The sequence below is a fragment of the Pseudobdellovibrio exovorus JSS genome (assembly GCF_000348725.1).
GTDB classification, from domain to species: domain Bacteria; phylum Bdellovibrionota; class Bdellovibrionia; order Bdellovibrionales; family Bdellovibrionaceae; genus Pseudobdellovibrio; species Pseudobdellovibrio exovorus.
This window is the reverse complement of sequence record NC_020813.1, coordinates 599948-624901: the sequence shown is the minus strand read 5'-3', so window position 1 is coordinate 624901 and position 24954 is coordinate 599948. Positions and strand designations below refer to the sequence as shown.

At 42.7% G+C, this 24954-nt stretch carries 25 protein-coding genes; 12 read left to right on the top strand and 13 right to left on the bottom strand.

Translation table 11 applies throughout. The features are described 5' to 3' along the window. Positions 1-155: 155 nt before the first annotated feature. Entirely contained in the window at positions 156-422 is a 267-nt protein-coding gene (lepB, locus tag A11Q_RS03180) for a signal peptidase I (protein WP_015469347.1), read from the bottom strand. Positions 423-454: 32 nt separating this feature from the next. Next, positions 455-1615 carry a chloride channel protein gene (locus tag A11Q_RS03175; protein ID WP_015469346.1) on the bottom strand — a complete coding sequence of 387 codons (1161 nt, stop codon included), beginning with the start codon at positions 1613-1615 and terminating at the stop codon, positions 455-457. 28 nt (positions 1616-1643) lie between these two features. Between A11Q_RS03175 and A11Q_RS03170 the strand changes: the two genes are divergently transcribed. Continuing rightward, entirely contained in the window at positions 1644-2183 is a 540-nt protein-coding gene (locus tag A11Q_RS03170) for a hypothetical protein (RefSeq protein ID WP_015469345.1), read from the top strand. On the opposite strand, the gene A11Q_RS03165 is transcribed toward A11Q_RS03170, so the two are convergent. From A11Q_RS03165 to A11Q_RS03155, 3 genes are read right to left on the bottom strand one after another with little or no spacing between them, the layout of a single operon-like run. Continuing rightward, positions 2180-3499 carry a class I SAM-dependent rRNA methyltransferase gene (locus A11Q_RS03165; protein WP_015469344.1) on the bottom strand — a complete coding sequence of 440 codons (1320 nt, stop codon included), beginning with the start codon at positions 3497-3499 and terminating at the stop codon, positions 2180-2182. The two genes, A11Q_RS03170 and A11Q_RS03165, sit on opposite strands and share 4 nt — an antisense overlap. A 42-nt stretch (positions 3500-3541) precedes the next feature. Then, on the bottom strand, positions 3542-4579 hold the full coding sequence (locus A11Q_RS03160) for an aromatic ring-hydroxylating oxygenase subunit alpha (RefSeq protein ID WP_015469343.1): 1038 nt from the start codon (positions 4577-4579) through the stop codon (positions 3542-3544). Continuing rightward, positions 4576-5412: a bifunctional 5,10-methylenetetrahydrofolate dehydrogenase/5,10-methenyltetrahydrofolate cyclohydrolase gene (locus A11Q_RS03155; RefSeq protein ID WP_015469342.1), complete on the bottom strand. Its 837-nt coding sequence runs from the start codon at positions 5410-5412 to the stop codon at positions 4576-4578. The genes A11Q_RS03160 and A11Q_RS03155 overlap by 4 nt, the downstream gene beginning before the upstream one ends. A 122-nt stretch (positions 5413-5534) precedes the next feature. Between A11Q_RS03155 and A11Q_RS13955 the strand changes: the two genes are divergently transcribed. The 6 genes from A11Q_RS13955 (at position 5535) to A11Q_RS03120 (ending at position 8312) form a co-directional block, all read left to right on the top strand. After that, positions 5535-5957: a hypothetical protein gene (locus A11Q_RS13955; RefSeq protein ID WP_015469341.1), complete on the top strand. Its 423-nt coding sequence runs from the start codon at positions 5535-5537 to the stop codon at positions 5955-5957. Between the two features lie 94 nt (positions 5958-6051). Next, positions 6052-6312, top strand: coding sequence for a Flp family type IVb pilin (locus tag A11Q_RS03140; protein WP_015469340.1), 261 nt, complete (start codon positions 6052-6054; stop codon positions 6310-6312). Further along, positions 6309-6662 carry a hypothetical protein gene (locus tag A11Q_RS13760; protein WP_148284925.1) on the top strand — a complete coding sequence of 118 codons (354 nt, stop codon included), beginning with the start codon at positions 6309-6311 and terminating at the stop codon, positions 6660-6662. The genes A11Q_RS03140 and A11Q_RS13760 overlap by 4 nt, the downstream gene beginning before the upstream one ends. Then, positions 6646-7074 carry a hypothetical protein gene (locus A11Q_RS03135; RefSeq protein WP_148284924.1) on the top strand — a complete coding sequence of 143 codons (429 nt, stop codon included), beginning with the start codon at positions 6646-6648 and terminating at the stop codon, positions 7072-7074. Before A11Q_RS13760 ends, A11Q_RS03135 begins: the two co-directional genes overlap by 17 nt. A gap of 180 nt (positions 7075-7254) precedes the next feature. After that, entirely contained in the window at positions 7255-7827 is a 573-nt protein-coding gene (locus A11Q_RS13360; protein WP_051056729.1) for a hypothetical protein, read from the top strand. Between the two features lie 2 nt (positions 7828-7829). Continuing rightward, positions 7830-8312 (top strand): hypothetical protein, encoded by a 483-nt coding sequence (locus A11Q_RS03120; protein WP_015469336.1) that lies wholly within the window; start codon positions 7830-7832, stop codon positions 8310-8312. On the opposite strand, the gene A11Q_RS03115 is transcribed toward A11Q_RS03120, so the two are convergent. Both A11Q_RS03115 and A11Q_RS03110 read right to left on the bottom strand, forming a co-directional pair. Next, positions 8275-9591, bottom strand: a complete 1317-nt coding sequence (locus A11Q_RS03115) for an amidohydrolase (RefSeq protein ID WP_015469335.1) — start codon at positions 9589-9591, stop codon at positions 8275-8277. The two genes, A11Q_RS03120 and A11Q_RS03115, sit on opposite strands and share 38 nt — an antisense overlap. 9 nt (positions 9592-9600) lie before the next feature. Next, positions 9601-11610 (bottom strand): hypothetical protein, encoded by a 2010-nt coding sequence (locus A11Q_RS03110; protein WP_015469334.1) that lies wholly within the window; start codon positions 11608-11610, stop codon positions 9601-9603. A gap of 132 nt (positions 11611-11742) precedes the next feature. On the opposite strand from A11Q_RS03110, the gene A11Q_RS03105 reads away from it, so the two are divergent. The 3 genes from A11Q_RS03105 (at position 11743) to A11Q_RS03095 (ending at position 15334) form a co-directional block, all read left to right on the top strand. After that, positions 11743-12849, top strand: a complete 1107-nt coding sequence (locus A11Q_RS03105) for a hybrid sensor histidine kinase/response regulator (RefSeq protein WP_015469333.1) — start codon at positions 11743-11745, stop codon at positions 12847-12849. Between the two features lie 104 nt (positions 12850-12953). After that, positions 12954-14279, top strand: coding sequence for a type II and III secretion system protein family protein (locus tag A11Q_RS13355; RefSeq protein WP_015469332.1), 1326 nt, complete (start codon positions 12954-12956; stop codon positions 14277-14279). Positions 14280-14281: 2 nt separating this feature from the next. Continuing rightward, on the top strand, positions 14282-15334 hold the full coding sequence (locus A11Q_RS03095) for an ATPase, T2SS/T4P/T4SS family (RefSeq protein WP_015469331.1): 1053 nt from the start codon (positions 14282-14284) through the stop codon (positions 15332-15334). A 24-nt stretch (positions 15335-15358) separates the two neighbouring features. Here the strand turns inward: A11Q_RS03095 and aspS are convergent, their stop codons facing one another. Beyond that, positions 15359-17170: an aspartate--tRNA ligase gene (gene aspS / locus A11Q_RS03090; RefSeq protein WP_015469330.1), complete on the bottom strand. Its 1812-nt coding sequence runs from the start codon at positions 17168-17170 to the stop codon at positions 15359-15361. An 87-nt stretch (positions 17171-17257) separates the two neighbouring features. Between aspS and A11Q_RS03085 the strand changes: the two genes are divergently transcribed. Both A11Q_RS03085 and A11Q_RS03080 read left to right on the top strand, forming a co-directional pair. Further along, the gene (locus A11Q_RS03085) at positions 17258-17563 is read left to right on the top strand and encodes a polyhydroxyalkanoic acid system family protein (RefSeq protein WP_015469329.1); all 306 of its coding nucleotides are present in this window, start codon (positions 17258-17260) and stop codon (positions 17561-17563) included. 24 nt (positions 17564-17587) lie between these two features. After that, entirely contained in the window at positions 17588-18685 is a 1098-nt protein-coding gene (locus tag A11Q_RS03080; protein ID WP_015469328.1) for an RNA polymerase factor sigma-32, read from the top strand. A gap of 34 nt (positions 18686-18719) precedes the next feature. Here the strand turns inward: A11Q_RS03080 and A11Q_RS03075 are convergent, their stop codons facing one another. The 5 genes from A11Q_RS03075 to flhB are packed head-to-tail and all read right to left on the bottom strand — an operon-like array spanning position 18720 to position 24954. Next, positions 18720-19505, bottom strand: coding sequence for a FliA/WhiG family RNA polymerase sigma factor (locus tag A11Q_RS03075; RefSeq protein ID WP_015469327.1), 786 nt, complete (start codon positions 19503-19505; stop codon positions 18720-18722). Between the two features lie 60 nt (positions 19506-19565). After that, on the bottom strand, positions 19566-20372 hold the full coding sequence (locus tag A11Q_RS03070) for an AAA family ATPase (RefSeq protein ID WP_015469326.1): 807 nt from the start codon (positions 20370-20372) through the stop codon (positions 19566-19568). Further along, positions 20369-21733: a flagellar biosynthesis GTPase FlhF gene (gene flhF / locus A11Q_RS03065; RefSeq protein WP_015469325.1), complete on the bottom strand. Its 1365-nt coding sequence runs from the start codon at positions 21731-21733 to the stop codon at positions 20369-20371. The genes A11Q_RS03070 and flhF overlap by 4 nt, the downstream gene beginning before the upstream one ends. A 22-nt stretch (positions 21734-21755) precedes the next feature. Then, positions 21756-23843, bottom strand: a complete 2088-nt coding sequence (gene flhA, locus A11Q_RS03060; protein WP_015469324.1) for a flagellar biosynthesis protein FlhA — start codon at positions 23841-23843, stop codon at positions 21756-21758. Positions 23844-23856: 13 nt separating this feature from the next. After that, the gene (flhB, locus tag A11Q_RS03055; RefSeq protein ID WP_015469323.1) at positions 23857-24954 is read right to left on the bottom strand and encodes a flagellar biosynthesis protein FlhB; all 1098 of its coding nucleotides are present in this window, start codon (positions 24952-24954) and stop codon (positions 23857-23859) included.

Sequence of the window (24954 nt, the reverse complement as noted above, 5' to 3'; positions counted from 1 at the left end):
TTATACATCTGACAGTCATAGCACCAGTGGGCCCAGTAGCACCATGAGCGACAGGAATCGTTGAACCATTCCACGTACCCGCGGTTACTGTACCCACATAGCGAGACGTACTCTCGAAAGTGCAAACCCCTCTCAGTTGTTTGCAGGACTTGAACTTAGGGCTGGGATGGATGCAAAGATTTTGATTGCAAGATCACTCGTCCGACGATTTGTTTGCGATCAATAAATCCGAAGTGGGACGCATCAAAACTTCCACTAGAGTTATCACCTAAAACTAAATAACTATTTTCAGGAATAACCGGATAAGAGTCGGCGTATAACTTTAACATTTTAGAATCAATTTCATAAGCTTGCTTTGCAGAATTCTGTAGCGGCTTTCCATTTATCAGGATCTTTTTACCCTTACATATCCTTCTATTCATCGGACTACTTTGAATAAAACTACATTAAAAAATTAGTGGGAACGATACAGACTTCTAGAGCCCGCAAACCAAAGTGTAAACGTAATCAAAATCCAACCCCAGAACCACCAAGAAAATCCCACTGTTAATAAAAGTAATGCGTAAGAGGTCCAACGCATACGAGTAGCAGCAGCGAATAATAAATAAGCTCCAACAAGGGCTCCCAAGGTTGCACTCTGTCCCCATGAAACAAATAAAGATTGTCCCCAATGAACACCAGCATAGACAAGTGGGATAAATTCCCCACCCCATAGACCTAAAGAGACAGAAAGAACAGTCAGGGATAGCTTAACAGGGGCATCTAACCACATCGCTTGCAAATGCTCTAAGTTGTTGAGCTGATCAAGTCCTAAGCTTTGAAATTTTCTAAACTCAGGAATAAAAAGAATGCCGACTAAAAGTAAACTGAATAGAAGACGCCAGAAAAATTGGCGTTCTTCAAAGAAGTAAATCAAGCGATAGTGAATCGCTTTATAAGCTCGCATAAGATACCCCGAACTTATTCCTAAGATCATTAACAGCAAAAGTTTATCCCAAAATCCACCAACAAAAGAATCGACCGGAATACCCGAGAACAAATGGGGCAACCCCAAACTTTGAATCAGCAACACAGCCACAGTAGAACCTATAAGGCCTAACACTTTTTGCAATACAGATGTTCGTTGAAAAAATTCAAACATAAAGATCGGTGCTACCCAGTACTGACCAAGAACAGCAGCAAACCCCATGGACGATACAATAGGTCCCCAAAAAAACCACTGTAATCCTAGTGCTCTTACAAAACCTGCAGAGTAAAGAACGCTGGCTCCTTCGCGCCCTACACTGGCACCTGAGACATGGGATAATAAAGTTCCTAAGAAGTGAAGCCCTGACATTTTCTTGCTCCACTGTTCAGGTCTTGCCGGTGATCTTAATTCTGAAACTTTGATGGGAAAATATAAAGTGTGGCGACGAACCCATTCACTTAATCCTAAAACTAGAGGGATTAAAAACAAATGCCATGGAAACGCCACGTTCTGTTGCGCATGGAAGCCGGCAATCCAATTAAGTGCAGCTAGAAAGCCAGCTGTCACTAGGCCGACAAGAACACCCAAGAGTAAAGTCAAAAAAAGTGCATAAAAAGGATTTTCAAACTTGATTTGATACTTCTGCATTTGAATAAAATATGCTAAATGTATCCCTGTGAAAACCGAAAAAGAATTTGCTGATTTTTTTATTGAAAGCTATCACACGCATCTTGCTGACCGAGGGAATGCCTCTAGTCCCATGTCTCCAAACGAAGATTTGGCGCAGATAGTAAAAAATCACTGGACTGATCTAACGACACACCTCAATAGCTATTTTTCAAATGAGGATCGTCTGCAAATAACCCAAAAGGCCGCCGAACTTTTAGCCCAGAACTCCAAATCTGAAAACTTATCCACAGCTTGGGCTCACGTCATTCGTGATTTTTACACTCAGAATTCATGGGGATTTAAAACAATCACATACAAGCCCAAGATTAAACAGACAGAAGAACAAAAAACTTTCTGGAAACTTTTTAAATACGGATGGGCTTTCTTTCAATCTATGATCGTGCTGAAAATAGCCGTATATTATTTCGGATTAGAGTCAGCAGAAAGACCCGAAGACGTCAGTCAGTTTTGGGTCTGGCTATTCTTCGGAATTTCAGTCGGATCACTGGCTTTCTTTGCTTACCGCAACAGAAATGAAACTGATTAATCAATCTGGTGTAATACCATTTTTAGATAATATCCCTCGGTGAAGCTCATAAGGTGTGGGTGATCCCATCCCTGCCCGCCATAGGCCAAACAGCGCGCGTTGGCTCCTGACTTCAGTACCGCCTTACGAAGCGCTTCTTTAAAATCATCTAACTGTACAGACCCAGAACATGTACATGACACGATAACAGCTCCAGAAGCACACATCTTAAACGCTTGAGTGTTCAACTTCGCATACGCAGCCAGTCCCTGCGGCAAATCTTTTTTATTTTTAACAAATGCTGGTGGATCAGAAATCACGATGTCGAATTTTTGCGAAGCGAGTTCACTGACCTCAGCCAAGCTCAGTACATCTTTTTTATAGGTGAAAACAGGCACTCCGTAGGCCGCTAAATTGTTTTTAGCTTTTTCTAAGGCCAGTTCTGAGACATCGACAAGATGAACTTCACAGTCGACTCCCCATGACTTCAAATTATTCACGATCTGTGAAGACCACTGTCCCATGTAACAACAAAGATCTAAGAGCTTTATTTTTCGCCCTTGTAAATAAGGCTTCTGGCGTTGCAAATGTTCTAAAACCAGCCTCATGTTGAAGGTTTGATCTAAGAAGAAACCTGTTTTCTGTCCCTCTACAAGATTCACATCGAAGAAAACATCCTGCTCTGGCTGTAATACGTTTTGCACTTCAATTTTAATATCATGTAAGTCACAGTTATCGACCGCACGTAATATCTGCGGCTCTTCAACCTCTAAACCTTCTAACTTACGAATGCTGACGTCATTTTTCTGTAGGATTAGTGTATGCTCCCAATCCATCGAACTGAGGCCTTCTTCTTGTGCTCTTTGCACTAAGGACTGCACAATGATCTGCCATGTATCGTCTTTTTTAAAAGCGCGATCCATCCCTGAAGTCAGAAGCTGGAATGAAAACACCTGATAAGCTTGACCTTCTTTAGAAAAAACATAGCGGTCCATAATAAGGCCTGCCATCTGATCCGCTTCTGAGTAGCAAAGTCGGAAACTTTTTCTAAATCCCGAGCGATGGCGAAATCGCCACGCCTGCAAAAGACGCTCTGTTAAGAACTCAGCCGTCATGTCAAAATTTTCTTTTGTTGAAAAGCTCATCGCACGAAACGAAATCAACGAATGAGGATTACCATAACCTCGCGCTAAGAAGTGACCTTGCATATCGGTTAACTCGATAGGTTCACCGGGTAAAATTCCTTTAGGGCTGTCCAAGAGTTCATTCGAAAAGACCCATGGATGACGATTGCGAATACGAAAGTCGTGCCCTTTTTTAATTTTCCAATTTTTCATATAAACTCATTACTAGTAGTGACTGTAAATACAGATGCTCATTTAGCTGCGCCAAGAAAGCGTGACATCCTTCACCGGATTTTTAAAATCACGCGATTCATTTGCAGAGTCAGCCCACTCTTTTTTTAAAGAGTAATACCACTTCGCTTGCGTATCCGCATCGTTAATTAGCATCAAACTTGGATCGTACTTTAAACCCTCTTGCTGTTTGGTCACCGCATCCAAATCCTGTCCCAAGAAAACTTTCGAGAATCTCCAGATAAATGGTTTCGCCAGTGATAGCCATGGGATATTCCAGTAAGCCATCTGGATGACCTGCGTGCGCGATTCGCTAAGTGGCATCAACGCTGTGACAGCGATGAAGCTTTTGTCGCCAACTTGAACATGCTCTACACGAGTGCCTGGCAAGCGAAACGTAATTTCCGTTGTAGGCTCGCCACCTAATATTTTATAGGCTTTAGAGTTTTTAGATGGCTCGTGACGTTTCATGCGAAAGCCATACTCAACCGGCCCGAAGTTTTTGTGTTTTTCATAACTGGATTTTGAACTTCTCCAGAACCAGCTTTTATGTACATAAGGACCATGTGCAGGGTCCATTAAGCCGATAACGGCATGATCGATATGACAAGGGAATTCGACAATATCAATTAAGTTAGGCTTTACATCTAAAGGGAATCCTTCAAAAACAGGAGGCTGTGGGCAGTGCTGTTGATCAAACTGTTGGTCTCCGATAAAAATCCAGATGGCATTATAGCGCTCTTGAATTTTATAAGATTTCACTTTGATTTTTGTGCAATCTAATTTCTGTGTTGAGGTCAAAGACGGAATCTCACGGCAGACACCACCACCATCAAACTTCCAACCATGGTAAGGGCACTCAACCAAATCGCCGACCATACGGCCGTGACGAAAGGGAATACCACGATGAGGGCAAATATCGCGAATGGCTTGAACTTCACCGCTTGAAGTTCTGATAAACAAGATAGGTTCGCCCATGATTTCCAACGGCTTCATCTGAGATTTTTTCAAATCCTTTGAAGGTAAAGCCATGTACCAATGATTCTTTAGTAACTCAGTCATTTCGCTCGATTCTTTTCTGACAAAATCAAAGTATTATACATCAACATTACAATCGTCATAGGTCCGACTCCGCCCGGTACAGGTGTCATAGCGGACAAGTGCCCTTCAGCGCCATCAGGATCTACGTCTCCGATCAATCCTTCAGTTTTGCGATGCATTCCCACGTCAATCACCACAGCGTTCTTTTTAAAATCAGTGGCCTTTAGAAAGTGAGGCTGACCAGCGGCCACAAATACAAAGTCGAAATCTTTAACAAGATCTTTTAAGCCTGTCGTTTTTGAATGAGCCAAAGTCACCGTGGCATTGGATTGATTCAAAAGATGAAATAACGGCATTCCTACAATTAAACTGCGCCCAATAACTAAAACTTTTTTACCCGCAACGGATAGTTGATAGTAACGTAACATCGCCATAATGCCCGATGGAGTGCATGATGCCACTTGTGCTTGCGCTGAAACTAATAACCCCAACGACTGCGCTGTCAGGCCATCCGCATCCTTTTGAACCGCAATTAAATTCGTCAGCTTTCTAGCGTTCAAATGGGCAGGTAATGGTAACTGTAAAAGTATCGCATCTACCGCAGTATCGGTATTGAGTTCATGAATTTTTTTTGCAAGTTCATGTTCTGTAATATTTGCAGCCAATTTATATAGCGACGACTTAAACCCTATATCGATACAAGTTTTTTCCTTGATACCAACATACACTTCGCTTGCAGGGTCATTTCCAACCAAGATGACCGCCAAATGTGGCGCTTTCACCAAAGCTTGCGATCTTTGGCGGATATCGTGATAGATTTGTTCCGCAACCGGTTTACCCTTTAATAGAAGCATCCCCCTAAAATGGTCTGAAACTTAAAGAAAATCAACGACTTAAAGATAGGTTTCCACCTTGACCCCCGTCTAGAGCTGGATTATATCATTACGGAGTCTCAGTAGCTATTTTAGGAGGCCTTATGGCAGATAAAGTTAAACTTTCTAAAGATGGTAATTCAATTGATTTTGTTCAATCTGAAAGCATCCCGACATCAGTCAAAAAGTTCCGCCAAAGCCCTGAAATTGAAGGCTTTTATCGTTTTATCTACGAAAATGATCTACAAAAAGAAGCTTACGAAATTCTTGAGCGCATCGTGAACGAACGCAAAGCTAAGCGCAAAACTGAAAAACAAGAAGCCGCAGCAGCGGCCGCTGCCGTTTCAGGAAAAGCTCCTACTTTAAAAAAACAAGCTCCGGTAAAAAAAGCAGACGAAAGCAAAAAGGCAGCTCCAGCAGCCCCTGCTAAAAAAGCAGTTGTTGCTGTAGCGAAAAAAGCGGCTCCAGCAAAAAAGGCTGCTCCTGCTGACAAAAAAGCTGTAAAAAAATCCGCTAAGAAAAAATAGTTCCGCTTTCTGAACTTTATCCTTCCCAAATGGCACTTCACTTAATTTCTAGCTTGGTTTCGATTATGAAACAAAAGCCGGAGTGAGGTCGTCTATGCAAAAGTCTGTGCAAAAAAAGCTCTCTTTAAAAAATAGTCGTGGTCAGGGAATGATTGAGTACATGATTCTTGTCGCTCTTATTGCCGCTGGAAGTATCGGTATTATTCGTGTTGTCGGTTATAATATTGGCGCACAGTATGAAAACATCAACCGTGCCTTAGGAGCCAAGTCTTCTACCCCAATAAAAGTTCTGAATGCGGATCAAAAGAATCTTAACAAAAAAGATCTATCTGATTTTTTAAAAGGGTCCCGTTGAATTGGGGCTCACGCGGACAGGCTTTTATCGAAGCTTTGCTGTGTTTGCCTGTGAGCCTCATCGGTATCGCGACGTTACTGGGTGGTTTGATCTACTTCACACATCAAATGCTCATCAGTGAGTGGAGCGAAGACTATCTGCTCTGCCAACTGTCCGCAGAGGATTCCACTTGCCACCAACAACTTCAAGGTCGGTTACGGACACTCAAATTATATAGTCCTCAGTTCAGTGTTGAAGAAACATCTGAATACTTAAGTATTCAAATACAAATGAGATCTCACATTCATGGACGACTTCACATGGAACTCCTTAAAAAAATATCTAAGCAGCCCTTTGAAAAAAACATCTAAATCCGATCATGGTTTTGCTCTAGTTTCTTTTATTTCTATCTTTCCGATTGTTATCCTGCTTCTGCATTACAGTTTCAATTGGGCGTCAACATTTAACAAAGCCTCTTGGCTTCGTTTTACTTGCTTGCGGGAAAGTCACTCTGTTCAGAAAAGACTTTTAAAGCACATCGACAATCCACGTCTATTCAACCAAAGAAGCCGCCATCTCAGCCATCAATTAAAAATAAAGCTACAAAGTTTATCTACATCCACAGAGCTGATTTCCTATCCGAAATATGAACGTTTAAATCCTCTTAAGCACCAATTGAAGTTGGCCTTTAGAATGAATACAGAAACTCTTTGCGGAGCCTATTTTAAGTTGGAGGACAATACGTGGAAAATAAAAATATTCTACAAAACAACAAAGGACTGATTTTAATTGAGTCTTTATTCCTATCCGTTGCTATCGCTGGATTATTAATTATATTTGCAAAATTGATTGAACACCACCGCCAACAAAGTAAGAAGTATCACTTCAGCCAAACATGGAGCGAATCAGAAAATGATAAAAGATCTCTTCTTTTCTTCTCAAAATAGATGGCTTTGGGGAGGCATGCTGATTCTGACTATCTTATTTGTTATCTTACAAAAAAAGACAGCCCTTTCCAACAAAGTATCAGACAGTGAAGAACCCTTACTGGCAGATACAATGATTCCTTTAGGATATGCTTTACTGCCACTGCAGCTTGAAAATATCGACAGCTTAGCTTCCCTGATTGGAGCCTTTGGATTAATTGATTTGTATGGACAACAAGAAGATAAAGTAGAACTTCTAGCCTCACGAATAAAAATTCTTCAGGCGCCACTGAATCCCCATCAATATGCAGTTTTAGTCCCTCAACCTCTATCCCGCAATATCATGCTTCATGGTGGGCCTTACTGGGGAACCGTATTAAATCGCAGCGAAAATACATCTTGGCCGAAAAGTTCGAAGAAAGTCCTAGGAACAGAAGCCCTGTCCCAAGAAACGCCACGAGAACATCTGGAGATTCCTCCAAAAAACTCTAGCAAGAAAACTAATAGGAAAGTTAAAAGCAAAAGTTTCTCAACAACACCACGGAAATATTTAACGTCAACTCCTGTGGAAATTGAATATCACAGTGGTTCCCCCAATAGAGCGCACTAAAAATGTCTATCAAAATAAAATGGCGGCATGGGCTTACTTTTTTATTGGTTCTGGGCCTAGCAAAAAATTTATCAGCGGCCACTTCCACCTCGCCAAACTATCTCAACAGAGGAGCAAGCGGGACGCCGCTATTTGATAGACTCATAGATGAGTATGATAGGGAGTCTTCCTCATATCGTGAGCAGGCCGCGATACGACTACAGGTGATACTCTTGCAGGAAAAGTTGGATGCACGGCAAGTGCGCCTATCACTGGCTTTGCTCAGCTCGCTGGAGCCTTTTATGACTCAGAGTAATTTTGTGGATTTAAAAAGGAAACTGGGACAGCTTCAACTTCCTATTCAGTTGCCTATTCAACTTCCCGCAATAAAATCTGTAGCAATAAACAAATCTAGGGGGCCATCCTCTGTTCTTGAAAAGAGCAGTTCGCCTCGAAAAAGCGAGCCTGTTATAAAAGAGATTCACCGTTTAAGAAAACTTGAATGATCCCATTGTCACCTAGCTCTGTTTGTCCATTGCCCCAATGGCGATCTGGATGAACGTGATAAGTCCACCAGTCACCCTGAAGGGCTGGAATGCCCCACTTCGGACTCTCGAGCAGAGCTTGGCGCGTTCTGAGTAAAGAGGAGTCCTCTATCGGAGAATCACTTCCGAAAAAAAGAGGAATTTTATTTTTACGCAGAAGTTCCCACTGAAATAAACTTCCATGGAGTTCATCAGGTAAGGTCTTCTTAAGCCATGTGTGATCACTGAGCCAGTGGCAAGGCTGCATATGACATGTGACATGTAACGGCTTCATCATTTGAAGCGTATCCTGACGTAAGAGCTGCACATGCTCTAAATGCAATCGCCCTAAAATACCTTCAGCCGCCACCTCACGAGCTGATTTAACCGCTGTGTGTACAGCCTCGTCACCTATACAGTGAATCGCCACTTGTAATCCGGCCTGCCATGTTTGACGTAAGACCTCTTTAATATTTTCAGAAGTCCAAATCAGCAATCCTTTTTGCCCTTCACCGCGATAGCTTTGTGAAAGAGCTGCTGTCTTAGACCCTAATGATCCATCAATAAATATCTTTACACCTTGTACTCTAATTTGCTCTGCTACCTGCGAACGCATTTCATGAATACATTTAATTTCTTTTTCTACATCGTTGACAGACTCTATCGTGACAAAGCCCTCTATGAATACTGTTAAACTTTTTGAGTCTTCCATCTGTTTCAACATATTCCAGAAAAAAGTATTCATGGATAAATCACGCACATGGGTGAAGCCCGCACGATTAAATATTTTCTGTGAAGATAAAAAGAAACTGCGATGTTGTGATTCCGAAAAATCCGGCAACATCAAGAGTGCATTGATATGGGCCTGATCAAATAGAATGCCTGTAGGCTCTGAATTGGAAGTGCGCACAATCCGCCCCCCTTGAGGGTCTACAGAAAAGTCGTAGCCTCGACGAGTTAACTCTTGTATCGCTTTTGAATTGAGCCAACTGGCATGCCCGTCTACGCGAGAAAAGAAAACTGGATAATCGGGAAAGACGCGATCTAATAGAGACCTATCAGGTAGTTCAGAGTTACTCCATTGATTTTGGTCCCAACCAAAACCTACTAACCATTCAGCGCGAAAATGCTGTGGTAAAACCTGTAAATTAGAAATGTCACTTGAGTTTTTTAAAGACTGTAGCTTGAGGCCTTCGGCCACCTGTCCGGTGGCCCAAAAGTGTGTGTGACTATCGTAGCAATTATGAATGATCTGACTCATTCAAACTTTTTAGCGACCGCGAATGCCACCGTCAATAGTTCCCGGAAGCGTTGTGCCCGGTAAAGTCGTTCCCGGAAGAGTATTTCCTGGATACATTGTACCTGGTAGAGTCGAAGACCCTGGCACTCCTATCACTGATGGAGCTCCAGTACCAATACCGACACCAAAGTTAATGCCACCAGCTAAACCACCCACGCCCGTGTAACCTGTACCGTAGTAAGACTGCATCTGAAGTTGTTGCAATTGCATATTCAACTGAACGATTTGCTGTTGAATTTGCATAGATTGCTGCTGACGTTGATAAGCCTGTTGTTGCATCTGCATTTGCTGTTGCAACTGTGCTTGGTAGTACTGCTGTTGTTGCTGATAGTACTGCATTTGCATTTGTTGCTGTTGTTGTAACATTTGCATTTGGTATTGTGCGCTTAACTGTCCTTGCAAACCAGTTGAACCCATCATGCCTGGAAGGCCCATGCCGATTCCACCCATGCCCATTCCGAATTGACCGCCAAAGCCGTACTGAGGCATACCCATACCGTAGCCGCCCATACCTGGCATTCCCATACCAATTCCACCCATGCCGCCCATTCCGTATTGTGGCATTCCCATGCCCATTCCGAATTGACCGCCAAAGCCGTACTGAGGCATACCCATGCCGATGCCACCGCCCATACCAATTCCACCCATGCCACCTACGTTACATGGATAAGTGATACACATGGCCATGCCATTACCTGGAATTCCCATACCTAATTGGCCACCCATTTGGATTCCTCCAAAAGGACCGCTCATCATGCCGTAAGGATTCATACCTGGCATATACATACCGCCGCCCATTGGACTGCCGTACATGTACTGTGGATAACCAAAAGCTCCGCCTTGTGCAGCGAATGGACCGAACATGCCGTTCGCGGATCCACCTAAACTCCAACCACCAGAAGCACCGAACGGAGAACCACCGCCACCATAAGTGGAAGCACAGCCGTAGGCTCCAGGGCCAACTAAACCATTAAGTACACCGGACATCCCTGCTTGATAGAACGGATATCCATAAGAGATTCCTGAAGTAGGAGCTGGCATACCATAATTCGCATAAAAATCTTGATTAGAACGAGTTTGGTTTTGCTCAACACGTTTACCTAAGTACATCATACCTAAGCCGGCACCGACGTTAGCAATTGTCGATACCCAATCACGTTTTAGAGTTGGACCGCCACCGCCACGCGAAGCATTACCGCAATCATCACAATCACTTTCAGTTGAACGACGACGAATATCAGCTTCTGCACGAGCGTAATCAATTTCAAATTCACGATCTTCAATGTCTTGACGAATACGATCAATACGATCTGCATTATCACGCAACTTAACTTGTTCACGTCTGTATTCCGCTAGTGCGTTGACACACTCACGTGAATTCACATTACGCGATACACTTGTTGGGCGTAAACTCACATCACTACAGATACTCGCTTTTACTGTACCTGCAGTTGCTGCTGTATCACCGCCACAGTGAGTATTCCAAACTGTTGCAAGCGCTGCAGGGTAAACTTCTTCTTTATCTGCACATGTATTTGTTGGAGCACGCGGCGCTGGAACATCTGTCGCACCACCCTCAGCCGGAGGAGGCGGAGCTGATGCTGTACATGTCGGATGCGTTTGGTAACGATCACATGTATTGGCGCGTTCGATATGAGTATCTAATAAGAAACTGACAACATCTGGATCAAAATAGCGATCAATACGACGACGTAAAAGTTCAAGTTTACGTTCACCACGCTCGAGTTCCAACTGACGTTTTTCTAAGTCTGCATTCAATCTAGAAATCGCACTGCGCTCTTCTTGCTCACGATCACTTCTATTGACCGCTGAACGAGAGACACGTGCGTCCTGTGGACATGACCACTGTCCACTATAATATCCCGACCCCCACATGTTGACATTGGCATGCACGTTCGGGCTGAACACAAAAAGTAGCCCCAAGACACCCAATATGACTCTATAATTGTTAACAAACATAGGATCTCCTAAACCTTATCGTATCACTCTTCGACATAGTGTCTCGGAATCTAAAATCAAAAATGGGCTTAGGTCAGGATTGACATATAAATCTGGACCAAAGACAAAAACTGCGCTTAATTAAAATCTCATATGGAGACACTCAAACCCACTCTGCTTTGTATAGACGATGAAAGTGATAACCTCGAGGCCCTTGAGCGTCTGTTTCGCAAAAAATATGAGGTCCTGAAAGCCACCTCGGCCCAAAAGGCCTTTGAAATTCTGGATACCCGTCTTGATGTGTCTGTGATTATTTCTGACCAGCGAATGCCCGTTATCACCGGAGTTGAGTTTTTAGAAAAATCCATACTGTCTCATCCTCATACATCCCGTATTTTGCTGACAGGCTACACCGACATTGAGTCCGTCATTGAGGCTGTAAACAAGGGGCAGATTTTTCGCTACATGACTAAGCCATGGGACCCCGTCGACTTAATCAATACAGTCGACAAAGCCTACGAACAGTACGCTTTAAAAACTCAGCTCATCCAAAAAAACCAAGACTTACAAAAAGCTCTTTTAGAATTGCAAAACCTCGATAAAGCAAAGAATCAATTTATGATTTTGATCAATCATGAGTTGAAGACTCCCCTCACAACGATTTTGAGCTTCGGTGAGTTATTAAAAGAGACTGAGCTTTCAGAGGAACAAACTCTTTTTATCAATCGTATTATGAAGTCTTCTGAAAAGTTAAAAAATATTGTGGAAGACGTGTTGCTGATTGTAAAAGGTGAAATCGGTTTAATCCCAGTCAAAAAGGATCTAGTCAGAACAGACTGGTTCCTACAGAACATACCTACAGAAGTAAAAGCTTCGCTTCAGGCAAAACAGCAAACCCTTAAGCTCGTCAGTGAATTAGAACAAATCGAAGTCGATCAGCAATTGACTCTGATCGCTTTAGGACGCGCGCTACATAACGCAACGAAGTTTGGCTTAGCAGAAAGTCAGATCACAGTTTCTATTGATTCCGATCCAACTTATCGCGTGATTCTAGCCGTGGAAAATCAAGGCCCACAGATATCAGCTCAGCTCATCGAAAAGATCATGCAACCTTTCCGTCTTGATGAAAATATCATGAATCACTCTGTCGGCATGGGATTAGGACTCAGCATCTGTAGCACTTTGATGAAATGCCAAAATGCTTCTTTAAAAGTGGTCAACACACCTAAAGGGGTTAGAACTTACTTCTTATTTAAGTAGTCCGAATCTCGGGCAAAGCCGTTTTTATTTTTCCTCGATATCCTTTTGTAAGGGCTTAGACTACGCCTTGCTTTTTGCACAAGTCATTTTCACAGAGGATATCAATGGGGCTTTCAACATTTATTGGATTAGTGTTTCTTTTAGGTGAAATGGTGTTGGCCTCATCGTCAGTTCAATCCCCAATGCAACCTCAAGTGTTGTCAGAAGAAACTCCCCTTCTGATCGAGATCGGGGAAGAGTGGCCACTACAAGGATCAATTAAAAAAATTTGGATTGAAAACAAAAAGCTTCTTATCGCTCAGTTAACAGCAAAAGGAAATTTGTTTTTAAAACCCCTCACGACAGGCCAAAGCTATATTCGCCTTGATGGACGGCTGCAAATGGTAAAGGTTTTACCTCTCGGAAGTAAAAGAAAGTTTCAGATTTGGAAAAAAATCAGTCAGCAGTTTGTTCAGATATCTGTGGATTATTGTCAACTGCAGGTCTGTCTTAAAGGTTCGCTCTTTCGCATCGAAGATTACCGAAGACTGTTGTCTCTGATGCAGCAACACCAAAGCTACGTCCTTTTAGCTCTTCATGTAGACCCTTTTATTATCCCAGATCTGGAACAGGAATTTAAACTTTACATGCGGCAAAGGGGAATAACTCCGAATCGTGTGATTTTTAATTCAGTTTCTGACCCTGTATGGTCGACATCACTAACAGCGACAAATCTGAAAGCATCAGAATCGAGTGCGGTACAATTACGCCATTTAGGAATACGTGCTCAGCAAAACCATCTTACACCGGAAATACGCGACAATATAAAAGTTGCGGTCAGAATCATGGAAATCAATAAAAACTTCGAACGACGAATCGGAGTGCAGTGGCCAGAAAGTTATCATGCAGAAGTCTTAAGTCTTTCACAGCTAGAGCCAGAAAAATCGTTTGAGCTGGCTTTACTGGCAGCACAGCGCAATGGTGAAGCTCGAATGTTAGCCTCGCCCACGCTGATTAGCCGCAGCGGGGAACTGGCAGAGTTCTTCGCCGGAGGCGAATTTCCCATCCGCATTCACAGCCATAAAAATTCTCAAAGAAATACAAGTCTTCAGTGGAAAAAATATGGTATCAGTTTAAAGCTCTTTCCGAAAATAGATCCTCTGGGACAAATGAGTCTTAAAATCGCAAGTGAAGTTTCCTCTATCGACTATAGCAATAAAGTAGACGACATCCCTGCCCTGCAAAGCAATCGCGTTTCTAGTTTTTTCGATCTGATTGAAAATAAAACGATTGCGATATCAGGCCTGATAAAAAATGAAGTCAGTCAAAGCTCGGCGGGACTGCCATGGTTAAAAGACATTCCCATTTTAGGTAGTCTATTTTCTAGCCGTAGCTTTCAAAATCTCCAATCGGAATTGGTTATTTTTGTCACTCCCTCGCTTATGGAGTAAGAATGCATCCCGAGATAAAAGACAAAATCCAACAGATCTTTTTCAAACAAAAAAACGACCTCCGCTACGATTGGGCTGATGACTTTAAAAAATCAGCTCCCCAGCAGTTCCCACGTATTTATAACGAGCTCAACGACTTAGGACCACTCAATCAACTGCTGGCAGATGGATCTATCACCGAGATCTTGGTGAACTCACCTCACGAGATTTTTTACGAAAGAAACTCGCGGCTTTTTCAACATGATGATCACTTTTTTTCTGTTCAAACCTACAATGCGGCATTAGAACGGCTCGCACATCGCTGTGGTACATACTTGAATCGCGACAAACCCTTTGTTGAAGGAAACTATAAAAATATCCGTGTCACGATTGTATTCAACGAAGTTTCTAGAGGTTTCCATTTACTTTCGCTGCGTATACAACCCTCATTACCATGGACTTTGACCTCTTTGGCTAAAAACCAGTGGTGTACAGAGCAGCAAGTAACACAGATTCGGCAGACACTCAGTCATCGTCATAATTTTTTAGTTATTGGCCCTACTGGCTCAGGGAAAACCAGCTTTATGCAAGCACTGCTGAATGAGTTCAAACCAAATTTGCAACGACTGGTGGTTATCGAAGACACGCAAGAATTACATCTTCCCAACGCCGTCAGCGTCTCTTTATTAACCCGTGAAGACCCCAGCGGTTTAGTCAGCAACGTGAATATGGACCATCTGCTAAAGCGAGCCTTGCGCCTACGCGCCGATCGACTGGTGGTCGGGGAAATTCGTTCTGACGAAGCCCGTACGCTTTTAATGACTTTAGCAACTGGACATGCCGGTAGTTTTGGTTCTTTACATGCGTCAACGGCAGCAGAAGCCCTTCTGCGCTTAGAGATGCTGATTCAAATGGGAGCCCCTCAATGGAGCCTTTCTTCTATACGAAGACTGATCCAGCTCTGCGTGCATTCATTATTTGTTGTCGAAAATCAAAATGGAAAAAGACGGCTTGAAGGTCAGTATCAAATCAGCTCTTTAGAAGAGCATGGATTTACCTTAAGCCGTTTAGAATAAGCTAGTATTCAGCTGTTATTAAACTTACTTATTATTTTCTTCGAGAGCTTTTTCAGCCTGTGCACTTAGACGTACACCGACTTCAACTAATTGATCACGATGAACCGGACTTGGAGCATCACTCATCAAATCAGTAGCTTTCGCCGTTTTAGGGAATGCAATCACTTCACGAATCGCATCTGTTTGCGCTAGTAACATCACAAGACGATCCATACCCCACGCAATACCACCATGCGGAGGAGTCCCGTATTTCAATGCATCCACAAAGAATCCAAACTTAGCTTGGATATCTTCTTCACTCATACCTAAAAGACGGAAGATCGCCTGTTGAATTTCATTGCGATAAATTCTGATTGAACCGCCACCCATTTCGTAGCCGTTGCAAACTAAGTCGTAAGCTTTCGCTAACATTTTTGGATAAGCTTTTTCGTTATTATTGATCATGTCCTCAAAGAACTCGTCTGTTGGTGACGTGAACGGATGATGTCTTGAAACCCAGCGCTTATCATCTGGCGAGTACTCAAGTAGTGGGAAGTCCACAACCCACAAGAAGTTGTACTTGCTTGTATCAATCAACTTCAACTCACGACCCATGTGTAGACGTAATGCTGACAGAGCAGAACACGCAGGATCAAAATCATCTGCCACCACAAGGGCGCAATCGGCAGCCGTACAGCCCAACTGAGTGAACATGGCTTTTAGTTTTTCCTGTGAAACAAACTTCGATGCTGGCGAGTTGATCGTGCCATCTGCATCTTGCTTCATCCAAACAAGACCTTTTGCTCCATTTTTCTTAGCAAGGTCTGTGAGCTTATCGAATTGTCCACGCGAGAACGTACCGCCTGAAGGGATATTCAAACCGCGTACGATACCACCACGAGATAAAGCATCATCAAAGACTTTAAAACCAGAGCCTTGCGCTACCTCTGAAAGATCTACGATCTCCATAGCAAAACGTGTATCTGGTTTATCAGAACCATAGCGGTTCATCGCTTCGAAATAAGTCATACGCTGCAGTTTCGGAACATCGATCCCTTTGATCTCTTTCCAAATGTGGCGCAACATGCGCTCATTCAAATCTAAAATATCTTCCACATCAATGAACGACATTTCCATATCGATCTGAGAGAACTCAGGCTGACGATCCGCACGCAAATCTTCATCACGGAAACAGCGAGCGATTTGGAAGTAACGATCATAACCCGACACCATCAAAAGCTGTTTTAGAATTTGTGGTGACTGAGGTAACGCATAGAAGTTACCTGGATTTACACGTGATGGAACCAAGTAGTCGCGGGCTCCTTCTGGAGTTGATTTAAATAAGATCGGAGTTTCCACTTCAAGGAATCCGTTACCAGAAAGAAACTCTCGTACCAAGCGGGCCACGCGGTGACGCAAAATCAGATTGTGCTGTAGGCGTGGTGAACGCAAATCAAGGTAGCGATATTTCAAACGTAACATTTCATTTACATTTTCATCATCAATTTGAAATGGAACCGTAGCCGCTGTATTTAAAATTTCACAACGAGTCGCTTCAACTTCAACTTCACCTGTTGCTAGCTTAGAGTTTTTCATGCCGTCTGGACGAGCACGAACAACACCTTCAATCGCCACAACATACTCAGAACGGAAGTCTTTTGCCGATGCTGTATCAGACTTATTAGGATCAAGTACCACTTGTACAAGGCCTTCACGATCGCGCAAATCGATAAACACAAGGCTACCGTGATCGCGTCTTGTATTGACCCAACCCATCAAAACAACTTTTTGCCCTACGTGTTGGGCTCTTAAATTTCCGCTGTACTCTGTTCTTTTCAGTTCTTTTACGAATTTCATAGCGAATAGAATCTCACAACTGGCAAAGCCCAGTCAAAAGCCATCTTTTCGTAGACGGCTGGCCCCATACCCCTTATTATAGCCTCTATGCCAAAGTTCAAATTTGATTTACAAGCGCCTTTAGATTCAGCAACTGCCTACAACAAAATCAAAACCCTGTTGTCTGGCGAAAATGACTTTAAAAAGTTCGACCCGAAAGTTTCATGTAACTTCGACGACCCGAGTAAAAAATGTAATATTCAGGGTAGCCAGTTCAAAGCGAACTTAGCCATCCAACCACAGGATAGCAACTCGAGTAAAATCGCTATTGAGGTTGAGGTGCCACTCGCTTTAAGTCTGTTTAAAGGCAAGATACAAGAAGCTATCGAAAAAAATCTAAAGCGAATACTCTAGTTCTTACTGAATAAGGCTCTTTTTATGGCGGTTAAAAAGAAAAAAGCGCCGGCTAAGTCCGTCGCTAAGAAAAGTACAGCAAAACGTACTCTTAAAAAAAAGGCAGACAACACAGAGGTTCGTAGCGTTCAGGCCGAAATCATGGCTGATGATGAAGCTATTCCATATGCTTCGCTCGATACACCGCTAGACACACCACTCGATGCAATAGACACCGAACCTTCCGAAACAGAGGCCTACGAGCCTGAAGGTTCATCTGATCTAGCGATTACTCCCCGTGAAGGCGCTGTCGCCAGCAAAGATCCTTTAACTTTATACTTACAAGAAATCCGCAAATATCCCGTACTGACCCGTGAACAAGAACAGGATTTAGCGAAAAGGTATTACGAAACCAAAGATCCTCAACTGGCACAAACCTTAGTAAAATCCAACCTGCGCTTTGTGGTGAAAATCGCTGCTGAATACGCTAAATTTTCGTCGAAGCTGATTGATGTGATTCAAGAAGGCAACGTGGGTCTGATGCACGCGGTGAAAGAGTTCAACCCGTATAAAGGAAATCGCCTGATCACTTACGCTGTCTGGTGGATTCGCGGCTACATTCAAGAGTATTTAATGCGTCAGTTTTCTATGGTGCGCATTGGAACCACGGCTAATCAAAGAAAACTTTTCTACCAACTGCAACGTCAGAAACAGGAATTGGAAAGCATGTCTTCGCCTGAAAGCGTCGCTTTGCTTTCTAGCAAATTGGGCATTCCTGAAGACGAAATCACCGAAATGGCGAAGCGCCTGAGCTCACGTGATATCAGCTTAGATAAACCTGCAAGTAATGATGATGAAAGCTCGACTCCGCTTTCTAATCTCTTAAAAAAGGAAGATGGAAGTCTGCCTTTAGATGAACAAATGGCACTGGATGAGCAACTTAATTTACTAATGAATGCCGTCAACGAGCTGCGTGCCAGCTTAACCGAGAAAGAAAGAATTCTGTTGGAAGAGCGCGTGCTCAGTGATGATCCGCTAACTTTACAAGAGATCGGTGACAAGTATGGCATTACCCGCGAAGCCGTACGCCAAACGGAAGCCCGTCTTATGAAAAAGATCCGCGAGGCCATGCTGGCCCGCTAAATACCTGCTGATGAGCTGATTATTAGATAGCCTATTAGATAGCTTCTAATTCGCCAGCTTCAATTGTCGTTGTTAATTTTGCACGTAAGCGAATCACTGCCTGTGCATGTAATTGAGATACACGTGACTCTGTCACTTGTAGAACTTGCCCAATCTCTTTTAAGTTAAGATCTTCAAAGTAATACAAGGAAAGGACAAGACGTTGTCTTTCTGGTAATTCTTCAATGGCTTTCGCCACCACATCCTTAACCACTTTTAAATTAAGTTGGTTGAATGGATTACCTGACTTCGCACCTTCTAATAGATTAGCAATCGATTTTTTATCTGAATCGCTGAACGTAGGCTGATCGTCAATGGAAAGTAAGCTTACCGGACGAACCTGATTCACCAGTTCATGGAACTCTTCAATTGGCATGTTCAAACGAGCCGAAATTTCTTCTTCTGTTGGAGCACGTCCGATTTCATTTTCTAATGCAGCAATTGTACGATCCAAGGCTTTAGACTTGTCACGCACCGATCTAGGCACCCAGTCCTGAGAGCGCAACTCATCTAGAATCGCACCACGAATACGGAACTCGGCGTAAGTCTTGAATTTATTATCACGAGTTGGATCCCACTTATCAATAGCATCCATTAAACCAATAGAACCAGCAGAGATTAAATCATCTAACTCGATATTCGGAGGTAAACGCACAGCGATCTTTTGCGCCACAAACTTAATTAGCGGAGCATACTCGCGAATAAGATCTTCTTTTTGATCACGCTTTAAGTTTTTTCTGGGTTCTTCTTTATATTTCTTCAGAAGATTCGCTTTTGACATTACTGACCCCTCTACAAACTATATTATCCGATAAGTTAAATCTCACAAAGTCCAAACAGCCTAAGCATGACCTGAGGCTGGTCTAAATAATGACTCAAAACCCTGAGCTGTGCCCGCTACTGAGGCAGCTGTATTGTTTTGAGACACTACATCTCGGCACAGCGAACTCAAAGCCTGTGCTGACACTGCTTTCGCGTCCTGACGAATGATTAATCGCTGCAATTGATTCGATAATTTCAGCTGAGAATCAAACGGAATTGTCTTCTTATAGTTTAATCTCACTGGTAAGAACTGCTGAACTACGTCTGCAAATTTTACGAATAGCTGCTCACCCGCTTTTTCATCCTGTACTTGGTTACAGATAATCGAAAACTTTTGAACGCGATATTTCTGATGTAATACTTTAATCAAAGCGTATGAATCTGTAAAACTCGAAGGATCTGCCGTTAAGAGCACCATACACTCATCTGCAACTGAGTTTAAATGCAAGACATGATCATGCAGACCTGGAGATGTATCAATCAGCAAATAGTCATAGATAAAGCTCACCTCTGAAATATGAGCTAGTACCTCACGACGTTGAAATGCATTCATTTGACTGACTTCATACAATCCACTGCCACCTGCTAACATATCAATGTTCGGAGCGGCTGCTGTTAGACAGTCTTTTAAAGGAACTCCATTGAGCAGATCATGTACAGTTTTCTTCGGATGAATACCAAAGAAAATGTCCACGTTGGCCATTCCTAAATCGCCATCTAGAATCAATACCTTTTTTCCCATTTTTGAAAGGCCCACAGCCATATTACATGCAACTGAGGTCTTTCCCACTCCACCTTTTCCAGATGTTATACTGATAATTTTCATAAGCTGACTTCCTGCTTGCGATTTTGAGTGATTTTCAACAATAGATCGACAACGCGCTCTGGAGTTGCATACTCGAAATCTTCCGGAACTTTCGGGCCAATACCAAAAGCAAATAGCTCCGTGTTCACTTTGCGAATAAAGTTATAAATATTTCCGTGCTGTGCAGCTTCGTCTAAATCATTGAAGATCACATCATCAAAGCCAACCGCTTCGTAGCGTTTAGCGCACTCTAGTAAGTCAGCGTCTTTTGCGGTAGCCGACAACACAAGATGTGTTCTTAAAGAATGAAATACCGGAGGCCCAATACGTTTAACGTAGTTCACTTCTTCTTGATTTCTCATGTTCAAGCCAGAGAAATCCACTAACACATGATCTAATTGTTCTAAGTGAGGAATCACATGTGACCAATCCTGCTGTGAACGCACCGATAAGAATGGAACATTTAAAATCTGAGCGAAAATTTTCATCTGCTCAGCTGCGCCTACTTTCGTGCTATCCGTAGAAATAATCGCCACGCGTTTCTTTTGGTTCAAGATCATGTCGCTGGCTAATTTAATCAATGCACTCGTCTTACCAGAACCTGATGGTCCCATGAATAAATGGAACTGTTCACCTTGGCCTGAAGTTACCGGAGTCGTATCTAAAATATATTTAGCCATCCAGCTTTCTACAGTGGCTTTGTTGCCTTGCTGTTGTGCTGAAAGTTGTTTTTGACATTGCGATACCACATTACCAGCCACTTCTGGTAATAATCCGCAAGACGTCAACTTCTGGTAATGCGCACTCATTTGATAGTGCACGCCATAGTCGGCACCAGGATGAGCTTGCACGAAGCTTTGAGGCATAGTTTTAAATTGTGACATCACTTGCTTTAAAGTTTCGATCTCTTGCTTTAAAGATGTCACTTCCATGTCATTCCATGCTTTCTTCGCCACCTGAGTCACGGCTGTCTTTTCTTGTCCGCCAATATGGTCATCGTCGATCTCGATGTAACGCTTTTCTGTTAAGCGATATGGTGTCGTCTTAGAAGTCAATTTAGGTGGAGGCGTAGCTGGCGTCGCCGCTGGCATTTTTGCCAGCTGACTTTCAATCATCTTGCGCATCACTTCTTTTTGATCTTTTGCCGGAATACGCTGAAATTTCTCTTTATGCATATCTGGCATTTTTGATTCAACAAATTGTTTTTTACGCAGAATAGTCTCTGAGTATGCGGCTGTTACCTCGATACTTTTTTCTCCGCCCAAGCCGAAACCTTTTGTGATCTCTTTGGCCGATAAGATAATCGCATCAGGCCCTAATTGGGTCTTGATCATCTCAAGAGCTTCTTTCATCGATCTAGCTTCAAATTTCTTAACTTGCATACTCAACCTCGTTACCTAAAACCTAATTTAAACCAACGCTCGCCACTGACTGTACTTTTACATCGGCTGTGACTTCATTATGAGACAGCACAATCAATTGCGGAATAAAGCGTGATACTAATTTAAAGATGTGACGTCTTACCGTCGGACTTGTTAATAGAATCGGCTGCGATGCGATTTCGGGATGATTTTCGATTTGCTGAGCAATGTTCGAAATCATACGTGATGCCGACTGCGGGTCCATCACCAACTGAACGCCTTGTTCTGTTTGTAATAGAGCATTCGCTACTAACTCTTCTAATCTTGCATCTAAAGTCATAACTGTTACTGAACCATCTTCAGATGTGTATTTAGATGTAATCGAACGCGATAACTGTTTACGAACAGCTTCTGTTAATAAATCTAAGTCTTTAGTTCTTCCCGCTTCATCTGCTAATGTTTCAAAAATCGTCAACAAGTTACGGATAGACACTTGTTCTTTTAATAAGTTCTGCATGACTTTAACCACACCACCCAATGACAATTGATCTGGGATCAATTCATCGACCACTTTAGGGTGAGTTTTCTTGAAGTTCTCAATTAACTGAGACGCTTCTTGACGGCCCAACAATTCGTGAGCATGGGTACGAATCATCTCGGTAATATGAGTCGCCATCACTGTTGGTAAGTCGACCACTGTATAACCAGCTAACTCGGCTTTTTCACGATTAATAGCTGAAATCCACATCGCATCCAAACCAAATGCCGGCTCTTTTGTTGGAATACCATCCACTTGCTCTGTCACTTGTCCTGGGTCCATCGCTAACAGAGCATCCGGTCTTAAAACACCGCCGCCGATTTTATTGCCTTTAATTAAAAAACGATATTCGCCTGGAGCTAACTGTAAGTTATCGCGAATGTGTACACTTGGAACCACAATCCCTAAATCTAAAGCAAACTGTTTACGCACAGAAGAGATACGCTCTAAAAGGTCACCGGATTTACTTGAATCCACAACATTGATAAGACCATAACCAACTTCCAGCTCCACCATATCCAGTGGCAACATGCTTTCGACACTTTCTTTTTTCGGTGCGGTCAATTGCTCTTCTGCTTTTTTCTTTTCGTTTTGAATAGCTTCAACTTTGTATTGAGCCACAATCCATCCAAAAGAAACTAAACCTGCACCCATAATCAAGAATGGTAATGTTGGTAAACCTGGTATGATTGCTAGAACAGCTAAAACACCACCCGTGATATAAATCGCACGAGGATTTACAAAAAGTTGTCCTGTTACCTCTGCCCCCATATTTTCGCCACTGCTACTACGAGTCACGATAATACCGGCTGCTGTTGAAATGATAAGAGCTGGAATCTGCCCCATCAAACCATCACCGATGGTCAACATACTATAGTACTTAGCAGCCGTTGCCACATCGAGGCCTTTTTGCATAACACCAATTAAAAGACCACCCACGATATTGATCACAAGGATCAAGATGCCGGCAATCGCATCACCTCGTACGAATTTACTAGCACCATCCATAGCCCCGTAGAAGTCAGCTTCTTGCTCAACTTCACGACGGCGTTTACGTGCCTCTGTTTCATTGATAGCACCGGCATTTAGCTCGGCATCAATCGACATTTGCTTCCCTGGCATTGCATCTAATGTGAAACGAGCTGCAACTTCCGCCACGCGGCCAGAACCTTTGGTGATAACGATGAAGTTAATCACAACTAAAATGGCGAAGATAATAAAACCGATAACATAGTTATTACCAACGATTACATTGGCAAACGCTTGGATCACTCCCCCTGCTGCTGCAGGGCCTTCATGTCCGTGTGATAAGATCAAACGCGTTGTCGATACGTTCAAGGCCAAACGGAATAATGTCGTCATCAACAACAGTGATGGGAATGACGTGAAATCTAAAGTACGAGTGACGTAAATCGAAGTTAAAAGAATCAATAAGCTGATCGCCAATGAAAAAGTTAAAGCGACGTCAATCACCAACGCTGGCAATGGAATGATCATCACCGCAATGATGACTAAAACACCAATCGCAATGAAGAGATCTGTATTCTTCGTGTACTTTTCAAATCGTTTTGCAAATAAAAATAGTTGCTGCACGCTTTATCCCCGCCTAAATTCCTTGCTCAGGTTGAACCCGAGACCCTGCATTTCTTTTCTTACGACGCAATCTGTATACATAAGACAACACTTCCGCTACGGCTACAAACAGCTCACGCGGAATCACTTGCCCAATTTTCATTGTTTTAAAAATCGTACGTGCCAATGGCTTATTCTCGATAATTGGAATGTTATTATCACGTGCGATTTGTTTGATTTTTTCAGCAACATGGTCTCCACCTTTTGCAATCAATTGTGGAGCTGGCAAGTTATCTGAGTATTTTAAAACGACTGCAATGTGAGTTGGATTTGTAACCACAACATCACCTTTTGGCACATCAGCCATCATCTTACGGCTGGCCATCTCACGTTGCACTTTACGAATACGAGCTTTGATGATCGGATCACCCTCGCGAGATTTATGTTCTTCTTTAACTTCTTGCTTGGTCATCATCATTTCTTTTTCAAGTCTCCAGCGCTGAAAAAAGTAATCAGCAGCAGCAAGAACCAACATGAAAATACCCGCAGTTAAGAATAGTTTGAAAACGATAACACCTAAGTACCCCATGATCTGTTGCACATCGTAACCAGATAAATAAGGGATTAAGTTGATCTCAGATTTTAAAATTTTGTAGACGATCAAACAGATCGCTACCATTTTCATAATAGATTTTAACAACTCACCTAAACCGCGTACCGAGAAAATACGTTTTAAACCACTTAATGGATTTAGTTTATTTAAGTTGGGTTGTAGAGCCTCTTCATTTTGTAAAAGACCTGTTTGTAAAACTTGCGATAAAACACCAATGACTAAAGCGGCTAGCATCAGTGGCGTAATTAATAAACCTAATTTATAGCCAGCGAAAACTAACATTTCGATAAAACGACCTTCACGAACCATGTAGACCAATTCAGCGCCCATGGTGCGATTAAAAATTTCCACGATGTTTTGCATAACAAAGCGAGACGAGGCGTATAAAACACCTGCAGATACTAAAAAGAACAACGCCGTGCTGAGCTCACGGGTCATAGCTACTTGGCCACGTTTACGGAATTCTTCCCGCTTCGCGTCCGTCGCCTGTTCTGTCTTTTCGCCTTGATCGTCAGCCAT

What these genes read in the sequence shown, in the direction of transcription:
- A11Q_RS03110 (WP_015469334.1), bottom strand. Translation starts at nt 11,610, where the DNA reads ATGTTTGTTAACAATTATAGAGTCATATTGGGTGTCTTGGGGCTACTT.
- A11Q_RS13355 (WP_015469332.1), top strand. Translation starts at nt 12,954, where the DNA reads ATGGGGCTTTCAACATTTATTGGATTAGTGTTTCTTTTAGGTGAAATG.
- flhF (WP_015469325.1), bottom strand. Translation starts at nt 21,733, where the DNA reads ATGCAAGTTAAGAAATTTGAAGCTAGATCGATGAAAGAAGCTCTTGAG.
- A11Q_RS03075 (WP_015469327.1), bottom strand. Translation starts at nt 19,505, where the DNA reads ATGTCAAAAGCGAATCTTCTGAAGAAATATAAAGAAGAACCCAGAAAA.
- A11Q_RS03080 (WP_015469328.1), top strand. Translation starts at nt 17,588, where the DNA reads ATGGCGGTTAAAAAGAAAAAAGCGCCGGCTAAGTCCGTCGCTAAGAAA.
- A11Q_RS03070 (WP_015469326.1), bottom strand. Translation starts at nt 20,372, where the DNA reads ATGAAAATTATCAGTATAACATCTGGAAAAGGTGGAGTGGGAAAGACC.
- A11Q_RS03155 (WP_015469342.1), bottom strand. Translation starts at nt 5,412, where the DNA reads ATGCTTCTATTAAAGGGTAAACCGGTTGCGGAACAAATCTATCACGAT.
- A11Q_RS03095 (WP_015469331.1), top strand. Translation starts at nt 14,282, where the DNA reads ATGCATCCCGAGATAAAAGACAAAATCCAACAGATCTTTTTCAAACAA.
- A11Q_RS03160 (WP_015469343.1), bottom strand. Translation starts at nt 4,579, where the DNA reads ATGACTGAGTTACTAAAGAATCATTGGTACATGGCTTTACCTTCAAAG.
- A11Q_RS03140 (WP_015469340.1), top strand. Translation starts at nt 6,052, where the DNA reads ATGCAAAAGTCTGTGCAAAAAAAGCTCTCTTTAAAAAATAGTCGTGGT.
- A11Q_RS03115 (WP_015469335.1), bottom strand. Translation starts at nt 9,591, where the DNA reads ATGAGTCAGATCATTCATAATTGCTACGATAGTCACACACACTTTTGG.
- A11Q_RS13360 (WP_051056729.1), top strand. Translation starts at nt 7,255, where the DNA reads ATGCTGATTCTGACTATCTTATTTGTTATCTTACAAAAAAAGACAGCC.
- A11Q_RS03085 (WP_015469329.1), top strand. Translation starts at nt 17,258, where the DNA reads ATGCCAAAGTTCAAATTTGATTTACAAGCGCCTTTAGATTCAGCAACT.
- A11Q_RS03165 (WP_015469344.1), bottom strand. Translation starts at nt 3,499, where the DNA reads ATGAAAAATTGGAAAATTAAAAAAGGGCACGACTTTCGTATTCGCAAT.
- aspS (WP_015469330.1), bottom strand. Translation starts at nt 17,170, where the DNA reads ATGAAATTCGTAAAAGAACTGAAAAGAACAGAGTACAGCGGAAATTTA.
- A11Q_RS03105 (WP_015469333.1), top strand. Translation starts at nt 11,743, where the DNA reads ATGGAGACACTCAAACCCACTCTGCTTTGTATAGACGATGAAAGTGAT.
- A11Q_RS03120 (WP_015469336.1), top strand. Translation starts at nt 7,830, where the DNA reads ATGTCTATCAAAATAAAATGGCGGCATGGGCTTACTTTTTTATTGGTT.
- A11Q_RS13955 (WP_015469341.1), top strand. Translation starts at nt 5,535, where the DNA reads ATGGCAGATAAAGTTAAACTTTCTAAAGATGGTAATTCAATTGATTTT.
- lepB (WP_015469347.1), bottom strand. Translation starts at nt 422, where the DNA reads ATGAATAGAAGGATATGTAAGGGTAAAAAGATCCTGATAAATGGAAAG.
- A11Q_RS03175 (WP_015469346.1), bottom strand. Translation starts at nt 1,615, where the DNA reads ATGCAGAAGTATCAAATCAAGTTTGAAAATCCTTTTTATGCACTTTTT.
- flhB (WP_015469323.1), bottom strand. Translation starts at nt 24,954, where the DNA reads ATGGCTGACGATCAAGGCGAAAAGACAGAACAGGCGACGGACGCGAAG.